Genomic DNA, 11030 nt, shown 5'->3' with positions numbered 1-11030 from the left:
TGACGGTGGGCCCGGCCACGACTGGGAGGATCGCTATCTCGCACAGCGATCACCTCCTGCGGTCGGCGGGGCCCGGCGCGGGCGCAGACCGGCCCGCGAACGCGATCATCGTACACCCGGGGGTGTGGGTGTCGCGCGCGCGGCCGCCGGTCCCGCGGACCCCGGTTGGAGCGGCGCTGTGACCTGCGCGGGTTAGCGCTTACCTGTCGGTAACCCCTAGGCTCCGACCGACCGAGAGATCACTGAGCAGAGGGGGATCCGTGGCCCGAACCGTGCTGGTGACCGGCGGCAACCGGGGGATCGGCCTGGCCATCGCGCAGGCGTTCGCCAAGCAGGGCGACCGGGTGGCGGTGACGTACCGGAGCGGCGAAGCCCTCGAGGGCCTGTTCGGCGTGCGGTGCGACGTGACCGACGCCGAGTCGGTCGACGCCGCGTTCACCGCGATCGAGGCGGAACTCGGCCCGGTGGAGGTGCTCGTCGCGAACGCCGGCATCACCGACGACACGCTGATCATGCGGATGTCCGAGGAGCAGTTCGCCCGCGTCCTCGACACCAACCTGACCGGCTCGTTCCGGGTCGCCAAGCGGGCCTCGACGAAGATGCTCCGCGGCCGCTGGGGCCGCATGATCTTCATCTCCTCGGTGGTCGGCCTCTCCGGCGGCGCGGGCCAGGTCAACTACGCGGCCAGCAAGGCCGGCCTGGTCGGCGTGGCCCGCTCGATCACCCGCGAGCTGGGCGCCCGCAACATCACCGCGAACGTGGTGGCGCCCGGCTTCATCGACACCGACATGACGGCGGGCCTGCCCGAGGAGCGCAAGGCGGAGATCCGCAAGTCGATCCCGGCCGGCCGGATGGCCACCCCGGACGAGGTAGCCGGTGTCGTCACCTGGCTCGCCTCGGACGCGGCCGGATACGTCACCGGCGCCGTCATCCCGGTCGACGGCGGCCTCGGCATGGGTCACTGAGCGAAGCACACGGAGGAGACACGCAATGTCCGGACTTCTCGCCGGTAAGCGGCTGCTTGTCACCGGCGTCATCACCGACGCGTCGATCGCCTTCTCGGTGGCGAAGCTCGCCCAGGAGAACGGCGCCCAGGTCGTGCTCACCGGTTACGGCCGGCTCTCCCTGGTGGAGCGGATCGCCAGGCGGCTGCCCGAGCCGGCGCCCGTGATCGAGCTGGACGTGACGAACGAGGAACACCTGGCCGGGCTGGCCGACAAGGTACGCGAGCACGTCGACGGCCTGGACGGGGTGGTCCACTCGATCGGATTCGCGCCGCAGAGCTGCCTCGGCGGCGGTTTCCTCGACGCCCCCTGGGCGGACGTGGCCACCGCGCTCCAGGTCTCCACCTACTCGTACAAGTCGCTGGCCATGGCCGCGCTGCCGCTGATGTCGGCCGGTGGCGCCGTGGTGGGCCTCACCTTCGACGCCACCAAGGCGTGGCCGGTCTACGACTGGATGGGCGTCGCCAAGGCCGGGCTGGAGTCCGCCTCCCGCTACCTGGCGCTGCACCTGGGCAAGCAGGGCATCCGCAGCAACCTGGTCGCGGCCGGCCCGCTGCGCACCATCGCGGCCAAGTCCATCCCCGGCTTCGACCAGTTCGAGGACGCCTGGACCGAGCGGGCCCCGCTGGGCTGGAGCCTCACCGACCAGGAGCCGGCCGCGCGGGCCTGCCTGGCGCTGCTGTCCGACTGGTTCCCGGCCACCACCGGCGAGATCGTCCACGTCGACGGCGGCTACCACGCCATCGGCGCCTGAGAGGTAAGGAAGGGCCCCCTCTTAACGCCTCGCGCAGCGGAAGGGGCCCTTCTTAACACGCCGCCGCCCGGGTGGTCACCACACCGACCAGGGGGCGTCGCCACGCCGTGACGGCGGGCGAGGAAGAATGGCCCCATGGCGTACGACGCGTTGGTGCTGGTCTCCTTCGGCGGCCCGGAGCGGCCCGAGGACGTTCTCCCGTTCCTGCAGAACGTGACCCGGGGGCGGGGCGTGCCGCCGGAGCGGCTGGCCGAGGTCGCCGAGCACTACCTGCACTTCGGCGGGGTGTCGCCGATCAACCAGCAGTGCCGTGACCTGCTCGCGGCGATCCGCGAGGACTTCGCCGCAAACGGCGTCGACCTGCCGGTCTACTGGGGCAACCGCAACTGGGATCCGATGCTCGCCGACACCGTCGCGCGGATGCGCGACGACGGGATCACCCGGGCGCTGGCGTTCGTCACCAGCGCGTACGGCGGCTACTCCTCCTGCCGGCAATACCAGGAGGACATCGCCTCGGCCCGCGCCGCTGTCGGCCCGGACGCCCCGCTGATCGAGAAGCTGCGCCAGTTCTGGGACCACCCCGGCTTCATCGAGCCGCACGCCGACGCGGTCCGCGCCGCGCTCGCCCAGCTCGACCCGGCGAAGCGGGACAGCACCCGGCTGGTCTTCACCGCGCACTCGGTCCCGATGTCCGCTGCCGCCACCGCCGGCCCGCACGGCGGCCGGTACACCGCCCAGCTGGAGGAGGTCGCCCGGCTGGTGCACGCCGCTGCCGCGCCCGACCTGCCGTACGACCTGGTCTGGCAGAGCCGGTCCGGGCCGCCGCAGGTGCCGTGGCTGGAGCCGGACGTCAACGACCACCTGGCCACCCTGCCCGAGCAGGGCGTGACGAGCGTGGTGGTCAGCCCGATCGGCTTCGTCTCCGACCACCTGGAGGTGGTGTGGGACCTGGACACCGAGGCGCTGGAGACGGCCAAGCAGCTCGGCCTCGACTTCGTCCGCGCCGGCACCCCCGGGGTCGACCCGCGATTCGTGGCGATGGTCCGCGAGCTGGTGCTGGAGCGCACCGCCCCGGACGGCGAGCGGCTGCGCCGCCGCCTCGGCGAGCTGCCCGCCTGGGACACCTGCCCGGCGTTGTGTTGCGTACCCCCGGCCCGCAGGCCCTGAGCCCGACCCGACGACACCCCTGGGGACGACACGATGCTTGACCGCAAGCCGGTGCAGAGCTGGCTCACCGACATGGACGGCGTGCTGGTGCACGAGGGGCAGCCGGTGCCCGGCGCTCCGGAGTTCGTCAAGAAGCTGCGTGCCTCTGGCAAGCCGTTCCTGGTGCTGACGAACAACTCCATCTACACCCCGCGCGACCTCCAGGCCCGGCTGGCCCGGATGGGGCTGGACGTGCCGGAGGAGGCGATCTGGTCCTCCGCGTTGGCCACCGCCCAGTTCCTGGCCGACCAGCGGCCGGGCGGCACCGCGTACGTCATCGGTGAGGCCGGCCTGACCACGGCGCTGCACGCGGTGGGTTACGTGCTCAGCGACTTCGCCCCGGACTACGTGGTGCTGGGGGAGACGCGCACCTACAGCTTCGAGGCGATAACCAAGGCGATCCGGCTGATCAACGACGGTGCCCGGTTCATCTGCACCAACCCCGACGCCACCGGCCCGTCGATGGAGGGCGCGCTGCCGGCGGCCGGTTCGGTGGCGGCGATGATCTCGAAGGCGACGGGTGTCGACCCGTACTTCGTCGGCAAGCCCAACCCGATGATGATGCGCTCCGCGCTGAACACCATCGACGCGCACTCCGAGTCGACCGCGATGATCGGCGACCGGATGGACACCGACATCCTGTGCGGGCTGGAAGCCGGGCTGGAGACGATCCTGGTGCTCACCGGCATCAGCAGCCGGACCGAGGCGGAGCGGTACCCGTACCGTCCGTCGCGGATCGTCGATTCGGTGGCCGACCTGATCGACGAGGTCTGAGCCGGGGGTCTGGTGCGGCTCCGGCGTTAGAGCCGCAGCGGCGCGTTGCAGGCGGCCACCAGGGCCTGCCGGCACGCGGTGGTCAGCGGCCGCAGCGCCGCGTCGCGCTGCTGCGCCTCGTAGGTGTTCACCGCGCCGCCGGGCGCGCTCTCCCCGGCCAGCGCGAGCACCCGATCGAGTACGGCGGCGCGCGCGAACAGGCGGCGGGCCCGCGGGTCGAAGCCCGGCGGCAGGTCGGTGCCGCCGTCCGGGCGGCGCAGCGCGGCGAGCGCGCCGGCCAGCTCGGGCCGCCACTGCGCGACGTCCAGCCGGGTCAGCGTGGCGGTGGTCTCGGCCAGCACGGCGGCGAGTTCGGCCTCGGCCTCCGCCGCGCCGGGCGTGGCGAGCGACGCCTTCGGCGCGTCCACCGGCAGCGGGTGGACCCGCCACAGCACCGTCTCCCAGGTCATCCCGGAGCCGGAGGTGTGCGTGCGGACCTCGGGCACCAGCCCCATCCCGCTCGCCACCACCGCCTCGCCCGCCACCAGCGCCGCCCCGGCGAACGCACCCGGGCCGGGCAGGCCGCGCGGGTCGCCGGGCGCGGGCAGCACCAGGCGGATGTCGTCGGGCGAGTGCTTGGCGAGGCTGGGCAGGGCCTCCCGCAGCGACACGTCGGTCCAGGTGCCGGGGGCGTCGGCGACGAGGTGCTCCTCGTCGCCGGTCACGGCGTCGGCCACCTCGTCGAACGGCACCAGGCCGGCTCGCCAGGCACGCACCCAGGCGACGAACCGGCTCGACCGGCGCGGAGCCAGCGTGGCCGCGCCCGCTGCGGGGGAGGACATGCCGAAAGGGTACGTGCTCCGCGCCGCTGCTGTCTCGGCTGCCGCTCCGGCGGCGCTACCTGGTCCCAACTACCCCCTTCGCACCGTTTCGTACCGACGGATGATCACGCGGTCGGCGCGTCGCCGGGCGGCACTCCGGGACGCTGGTTAGCGTTTCCGGCATGGCAGGGCGATACGACGGCGACGTGCTAGCCGGCGACTGGCGGCGACGGAAGGTCACCCCCGAGGTCGACGCCGAACCCGACCTGGTGGTCGAGGACGCCGACTCCGGGTTCTGCGGCGCCGTGGTCGGCTTCGACTCCGGCGCGGTGGTGCTGGAGGACCGGCACGGGCGGCGGCGCAACTTCCCGCTGCTGCCCGCCGCGTTCCTGCTCGACGGCAGGCCGGTCACGCTGCGGCGGCCCGCCCGCGCCCCGGTGCCCGCCGCGCGACGCCGTACCGCGTCCGGCTCGATCGCTGTGGACGGCGTACGGGCGCAGGTCGCCAAGGCCAGCCGGATCTGGGTCGAGGGCGTGCACGACGCCGCGCTGGTCGAGCGGATCTGGGGCGACGACCTGCGCGTCGAAGGCGTGGTCGTGGAGCCGCTGGACGGCATCGACGCGCTCGCCGACGAGGTGCGCGCGTTCGCGCCCGGCCCGGGTCGCCGGCTCGGCGTGCTCGTCGACCACCTCGTGCCCGGCTCCAAGGAGAGCCGGATCGTGGCGCGGGTGAACTCGCCGCACGTGCTGGTCACCGGGCACCCGTACGTCGACGTGTGGCAGGCGGTACGCCCGGCGGCGCTCGGCATCTCCGCGTGGCCTGTGGTGCCACCGGGGCAGCCCTGGAAGGAGGGCGTCTGCGCGGCGCTCGGGGTGGCCGGGCCGGCCGACATGTGGCGGCACATCCTGTCCCGTGTGGACAGTTTCGCCGACGTCGAGACGCCGCTGATCAACGCCATGGAGCGCCTGATCGACTTCGTCACCGAGCCCGGGTGATCGGTGCCGCCCGGGGTGGTCGCGGTTGTGGTCCGGGGGCGACCGTGCCCGGCTCCGGGCGGTCAGGCTTGATCCCCGCGCCGGTCACGATCGCCCCCGGACCCGTCGTGCACCGACTCCACCCGCCCCGCCCCCGTCCTCCTCGCGGGCGCCTCTCTCGCCTGGTTGATCAAGGAGTTTGTGGGCGTCTCAGAGATCAACGCCGACACGAACTCCTTGATCACCGGCGCGGGGTGGCGGGGTGTGCGTCGATCTGTGAGTGGGGGTTGTCAAGTGGTTCGGTGGTGGTTGGTGATGGTGCGGTAGAGCTGTCGGGCGATGTAGCGCTTGAGGCAGCGGGTGATTTCTCTGGTGGTGCGGCCTTCGGCGCGGCGTCGGGTGATGTAGTCGCGGGTTTCGGGGTGGATGCGGCGGCGGGTCAGGGCGATGGTGTGCAGGGCGCTGTTGAGGGTTCTGTCGCCGCCGCGGTTGAGGCGGTGTCGGTCGGTGCGGCCGCTGGCCACGGGGATGGGGGCGGCGCCGGCGAGGGTGGCGTAGGCGGCTTCTGATCGGATGCGGCCGGGGTGGGACCAGGCGGTCAGGGCGATCGCGGCGGTGACGGGTCCGATGCCGGGTTGGTCGAGTAGGGGTGGGCACAGTTGGGTGACGAGGGTTCGTAGGTGGCGGTGGTTGTCGGCGAGGGTGGCGTCGAGGGTCTGGATCTGCCGGGCGAGGGTGGTCAGCTCGCGGCGGCGGGTGTGTTCTTCGAGGGGCAGGTCGGTAGTTTCGGGTAGGTCGAGGGCGGCCAGGCGGGCGACCTGCGTGGTGGTCGACAGTCCGCGCAGTGTGTGGCGCAGGGTGTCGTCGGCGGTCAGGATCAGCGCTTTGATCAGGTTGATCGCGGCGGTGCGGGCGTCGCTGTGGTGTCGGCGGCAGACCAGCAGCAGGCGCAGCGCCTCGCGTGGTCCGTCGCTGCGGGGCACGGCGATGCGCTCGGCGGGCAGGGCGAGCACGGCGTGAGCGGCGGCGACCGCGTCCAGGCGGTCGGACTTACCGCCCCGGCGACGGGCCGCGGCGGCGGGTTTGGGCGCCTCGCAGACGGGCTCGTCGGCGGCGCTCAGCAGCCGGCACAACCCTTGACCGTGCGCCCGGGTGCCTTCCACCGCCCACAACCGGCGCCCCTGCGGGGGAGTGTGCTCGACGGCGAAGGCCAACAGCTGGCTCAACCCGTCCGGGTCGGTGGACACGGTGACCTGCGCCAACACCCCACCGAGCCGGTCAACCACAGCTGCGGTATGCGTGTCGGTGTGGGTGTCCACCCCCACCACCACGTCGCAGCGATCCGCGACCCGCTCTACGATCCTTGCCATCTCGGATTGTTGCTCCTTAGCCAGCGACGACCGGGACAGTTGGCGTCGGCTCGGGAAGCAGTCACCACGGCGGCAGATCTTGCAGTTGTGGCCCGTGCGGATCGGGCATATGGGGCGAAACGAGGGCCGCAAGTGCAAGATCGGCGCGGGCGGGTGGGTGAGGGCGGGCGGGGGCGGGTGCGGGTGGGTCAGGGGGACTCTTCGGGGGAGCGGGTCAGGACGAAGGTGGCCATGTCGAGGGCTACCGGGGTGCCGGAACCGTCGCGGATCACGGTGAGGATCTCGCCGTCCTGGGGGCCGGAACGGCCGCGCCACCGGTCCGGGCCCTCCGGCGTGAAGCGGAGCAGCGGCTTGCCGGCCAGGCCACCGACCAGGTCCCCGGCGGCGTCGACGCGGAACTCGTACTCGCCGCCCATCCACCACCAGCGGCCGGTGAGCGCGGCGAGGTCGGCGGCGGGCGGGTCGGCCGGGTGCCAGGGGGCGGGCGCGGCCGGTTCGGCGTCCAGCACCAGCGTGAGCGCCTCGCGGCCGAGCGCGCCGATGTGGTGGCCGCGCATCCCGTACGCGTTGGCGAAGTTGACCACGGCGGTCCGGGTGGGCCGGTGCACGGCCAGGCCGGCGACGTAGCCGGGCATGGAACCGCCGTGCCCGGCGTACACGCGGTCGCCGACCCGGTAGAGCTCGATGCCGAGGCCGTGCCCCCCGGTCCACGAGTCGAGGTCGTTGATCACCAGCGGGGCGCACATCTCGGTGAGGGTGGCGGGGGAGAGCACCGCCGGGTCCGGGTCGGCCAGGAACGTCGCCCAGCGGCCCAGGTCCTCGACAGTCGACCAGAGTTGCCCGGCCGGCGCCATCGCCCCGGTGTCGGTACGCGGCTCCTCCCGCAGCGTCTCGTGCCAGGGGTGGACGACGTAGCCGTGGGCGTACGGCTCGGCCGGGTGGTACGTGGTGCGGCGCAGGCCCAGCGGCGCCAGCAGCCGCTCGGTGAGCAGGTCGGCCCACGGCGTGCCGGTGATCCGTTCCAGCAGGCCGCCCAGCAGCCCGTACGCCAGGTTCGAGTAGTGGTAGACGAAGTGCGGCGGATAGGCGATCTTGCCCGGCGTCAGCCCGGCCAGCAGCGTGTCCAGGTCCATGCCCTCGGCCCGCTCCCACCACTGGCCGTCCGGCTCGCGTTGCAGCCCGCCGGCGTGGCTGAGCAGCTGGCGCACGGTGACCGCGCCGACCGGGGTGCCGGGCAGGTGGGCGTCCAGCGGGTCGTCGAGCGCCAGCCGGCCGGCGTCGCGCTGCTGCATCACCAGCACCGCGGTCATGGTCTTGGTGATCGAGCCGACCCGGTACTGCAGGTCGCCGTCGGGCGGGGGTGTCGCACCGGCCACCGCCAGGTGCGCCAGGTGACCGTCGCGGACCACGCCGAGGGCGAGCGAGGGCGCCCGCCCCTCGGCCTGGGCCCGGGCGACCAGCAGGTCCACTTGACGCGCGGTCTCGGGCAGCAGGGGCATGTCGTCCTCCTCGTCGGCGGGTGACGCGGTACGCCGCGCCGAGCCTAGCGATCATGACAGTTCGATGACACGTGCGTTGACGTGTCAGGATTGTTCTCGTGGACGCCGTGTTCTGGATCGTTCTAGGTGTGGTATTAGCGGTCGCCGAGATCTTCACGACGACGCTCTTCCTGATCATGTTCGGGGTCGGGGCGTTCGCCGCCGCCGGCGCCGCGGCGCTCGGTGCGCCGGTGGCGCTCCAGGTGGCGATCTTCGCGGTGGTGTCGGCGCTGTCGGTGGTGGTGGCCCGTCCGGTGGTCCGGCGGCACGCCCGGCCGGCACTGGAGACCGGGGAGCAGCCGTTCGGGGTCGAGGCGCTGGAAGGGGCCACCGCTGTGGTCCTGGAGGCGGTCGACGCCGAGCGGGGCATGGTCAAGATCGATGGTGAGCTGTGGACGGCCCGCTCGTACGACGCGACGCGCGCGTACGCCGAGGGTGAGCGGGTGCAGGTGATCAAGGTCCGGGGCGCTACTGCCCTGGTGTGGCAGGACGACATTTCCACCCCGGGCGAGCTGCCCGAAGCGAAAAGGTGAACGGTATGGAGTTTCTGGCGATCCTGATGATCGCGGTGGCGTTGATCGGCGTGGTGACGCTGTTCAAGGCGGTGCGGATCGTGCCGCAGCAGCGTCAGGACGTGGTGGAGCGGCTCGGTAAGTACAAGCGCACGCTGAACCCGGGCCTCAACCTGCTGGTGCCGTTCGTCGACGCGGTGCGCACCAAGGTCGACATGCGCGAGCAGGTGGTCAGCTTCCCGCCCCAGCCGGTGATCACCTCCGACAACCTGGTCGTCTCGATCGACACTGTCCTCTACTTCAAGGTGGTCGACTCGGTCCGCGCCACCTACGAGATCTCCAACTTCCTCCAGGCCATCGAGCAGCTCACGGTCACCACGCTGCGTAACGTGATCGGCTCGCTCGACCTGGAGCGCGCGCTGACCAGCCGCGAGGAGATCAACAGGCACCTGTCCGGCGTGCTGGACGAGACCACCGGTCGCTGGGGCATCAAGGTGACCCGGGTCGAGATCAAGGCGATCGAGCCGCCGCCGAGCATCCGCGACTCGATGGAGAAGCAGATGCGCGCCGAGCGGGACCGCCGTGCCGCGATCCTCAACGCCGAGGGCCACAAGCAGTCGCAGATCCTCACCGCCGAGGGTGAGAAGCAGGCCGCGGTGCTGCGCGCCGACGGTGACCGGCAGGCCCGGATCCTCCAGGCGGAGGGCCAGGCCAAGGCGATCCGTACCGTCTTCGACGCGATCCACACCGCCAACCCGAGCCAGAAGGTGCTGGCCTACCAATACCTCCAGGCGCTGCCGCAGATCGCCAACGGCACTGCAAACAAGGTCTGGATCGTCCCGACCGAGCTGACCAGGGCTCTGGAGGGCATGGGCGGCGCGCTGGGCGGGCTCGCGAACATGGTCGGCGACCAGCCGTCGCCGGAGGCCGCCAAGAGCGCCGGCGAGGTCGAGCGGGAGGCCGCCGAGGCCGCCCAGGCCGCGGCCATCGCGGCCCAGGAGATCCACGACGAGGTACGCGTGGCGGAGGCGCAGGCCACCGGCGGTAACACCCCGCAGGGCCTGCCCGCGCCGGAGCCGGTGTCGCCGGCCAGCCTGGTGAACGACCCGGCGGACCAGCGCGAGCGGGGCTGACCGGAAACCCGAGAATCCCTCATACGGCGCTCCGGCGGCTGCCACCATCGGTCTGAGGACTGGTGGTGGCAGGGCCGGAGCGCCGTCGCGCGTCCCGGGCCGCCCGTGGCGCGAACGAGGTGAGGCATGAAGGACCCGGCTAACCGGTTGTTCTCCCGTACCCCCGTCCCCGGCGCGCACGACCCCGCCGGACCGATCGGCTCCCGGCGTACCGGAGGGGGTTTCGGGGTCCTGCCGTTCGTCTCCGAGCCGGGCCCGGGGGCGCCGGCCACCGACGCGACCTGGGCCTGGTCGATCCGCCGGTTCGCCCGCGCGGCGGTCTGGCTGCTCCCGGCGTACGCGGTCCTCTACGGCCTGGTGGCGATGGCCAGCGACGGCGGCGTGGGCAACGACCCGTATCCGGCCGACGGCCGGCCGCTCTACCTGGTCGGCTGGGTCGCGGCGGTGTGGCTCGGGCTGCTCGCCCTGCTCGCGCTGACCGGCCTGCTCGCCGCCACCCGCTGCCGCCGCGTCGCACTGGCCGGGCTGCTCGCGAGCATCGGCGGGATGGTGCTGATGCTGCCGTTCGCCGGGCTGGCCGAGCAGACGCCGGTGTTCGGGGTGACCGCGCGCGGCATCGTGCTGTTCGGCGCCACCCTCTACAGCGCCGGCTGGTTCCTCACCGGCTGGTCGGTCGCCCGGTCCGGGATGTTCTCCTACGGCGACGGGACCATGCTGATGATCGCCGCCCCGCTGCTCGGCCTGGGCGGCGCGCTGATCGGCTCGCTCCAGACGTTCGGTGCGATCTTCGTGCTGGTCGCGGGCATCGGCATCGGCTACCGCAGTGGCCGGCTGGTGCCCGAGACCATCGCCCGGGACGCGGCCGCGGCGAGCGTCGCCGCCGCACCCGTGCCGCCCGCGTCACCGAAGGGCCCACTCGGGGCGGGGTGACCGGTTCTCCAGCTGAACGGTCGCCGTGAGGTAAC

Annotated in this window: 11 protein-coding genes; 8 read left to right on the top strand and 3 right to left on the bottom strand. The window is 72.7% G+C overall.

Going from position 1 to position 11030, the window contains the following annotated elements:
* Nucleotides 1-260: 260 nt before the first annotated feature.
* The 4 genes from ACGFIA_RS07785 (at nucleotide 261) to ACGFIA_RS07770 (ending at nucleotide 3738) form a co-directional block, all read left to right on the top strand.
* Nucleotides 261-965, top strand: coding sequence for a beta-ketoacyl-ACP reductase (locus ACGFIA_RS07785; RefSeq protein ID WP_357388014.1), 705 nt, complete (start codon nucleotides 261-263; stop codon nucleotides 963-965).
* 25 nt (nucleotides 966-990) lie between these two features.
* Nucleotides 991-1758 (top strand): enoyl-ACP reductase FabI, encoded by a 768-nt coding sequence (fabI, locus tag ACGFIA_RS07780; protein ID WP_357388016.1) that lies wholly within the window; start codon nucleotides 991-993, stop codon nucleotides 1756-1758.
* Between the two features lie 135 nt (nucleotides 1759-1893).
* Nucleotides 1894-2925 (top strand): ferrochelatase, encoded by a 1032-nt coding sequence (locus ACGFIA_RS07775; protein WP_357388018.1) that lies wholly within the window; start codon nucleotides 1894-1896, stop codon nucleotides 2923-2925.
* Between the two features lie 33 nt (nucleotides 2926-2958).
* A complete protein-coding gene (locus ACGFIA_RS07770) occupies nucleotides 2959-3738 on the top strand; it encodes an HAD-IIA family hydrolase (RefSeq protein ID WP_091048117.1) in 780 nt (259 codons plus the stop codon).
* Between the two features lie 26 nt (nucleotides 3739-3764).
* Here the strand turns inward: ACGFIA_RS07770 and ACGFIA_RS07765 are convergent, their stop codons facing one another.
* Nucleotides 3765-4559, bottom strand: a complete 795-nt coding sequence (locus tag ACGFIA_RS07765) for a hypothetical protein (protein ID WP_357388020.1) — start codon at nucleotides 4557-4559, stop codon at nucleotides 3765-3767.
* A 161-nt stretch (nucleotides 4560-4720) separates the two neighbouring features.
* Here ACGFIA_RS07765 and ACGFIA_RS07760 point away from each other — a divergent pair, with 161 nt between their 5' ends.
* Nucleotides 4721-5533, top strand: coding sequence for a DUF3097 domain-containing protein (locus tag ACGFIA_RS07760; RefSeq protein WP_393259128.1), 813 nt, complete (start codon nucleotides 4721-4723; stop codon nucleotides 5531-5533).
* A gap of 269 nt (nucleotides 5534-5802) precedes the next feature.
* Here ACGFIA_RS07760 and ACGFIA_RS07755 read toward each other — a convergent pair whose 3' ends face one another.
* Both ACGFIA_RS07755 and ACGFIA_RS07750 read right to left on the bottom strand, forming a co-directional pair.
* Nucleotides 5803-6882 (bottom strand): IS110 family transposase, encoded by a 1080-nt coding sequence (locus tag ACGFIA_RS07755; protein ID WP_357391262.1) that lies wholly within the window; start codon nucleotides 6880-6882, stop codon nucleotides 5803-5805.
* A 188-nt stretch (nucleotides 6883-7070) separates the two neighbouring features.
* The gene (locus ACGFIA_RS07750; protein ID WP_393259126.1) at nucleotides 7071-8381 is read right to left on the bottom strand and encodes a serine hydrolase domain-containing protein; all 1311 of its coding nucleotides are present in this window, start codon (nucleotides 8379-8381) and stop codon (nucleotides 7071-7073) included.
* 98 nt (nucleotides 8382-8479) lie between these two features.
* Between ACGFIA_RS07750 and ACGFIA_RS07745 the strand changes: the two genes are divergently transcribed.
* The 3 genes from ACGFIA_RS07745 to ACGFIA_RS07735 all read left to right on the top strand — a co-directional run bounded on the left by ACGFIA_RS07745 (nucleotide 8480) and on the right by ACGFIA_RS07735 (nucleotide 10995).
* Nucleotides 8480-8953: an NfeD family protein gene (locus ACGFIA_RS07745; RefSeq protein ID WP_357388026.1), complete on the top strand. Its 474-nt coding sequence runs from the start codon at nucleotides 8480-8482 to the stop codon at nucleotides 8951-8953.
* 5 nt (nucleotides 8954-8958) lie between these two features.
* Nucleotides 8959-10065: an SPFH domain-containing protein gene (locus ACGFIA_RS07740; protein ID WP_357388028.1), complete on the top strand. Its 1107-nt coding sequence runs from the start codon at nucleotides 8959-8961 to the stop codon at nucleotides 10063-10065.
* A 126-nt stretch (nucleotides 10066-10191) separates the two neighbouring features.
* Entirely contained in the window at nucleotides 10192-10995 is an 804-nt protein-coding gene (locus ACGFIA_RS07735) for a hypothetical protein (RefSeq protein ID WP_357388030.1), read from the top strand.
* Nucleotides 10996-11030 lie beyond the last annotated feature (35 nt).

This window comes from Micromonospora sp. NPDC049203 (assembly GCF_043197215.1).
In the GTDB taxonomy this organism is placed as follows: Bacteria; Actinomycetota; Actinomycetes; order Mycobacteriales; family Micromonosporaceae; genus Micromonospora.
The sequence above is the reverse complement of the archived record's forward strand: the minus strand, read 5'-3'. Positions and strand labels throughout refer to the sequence as shown.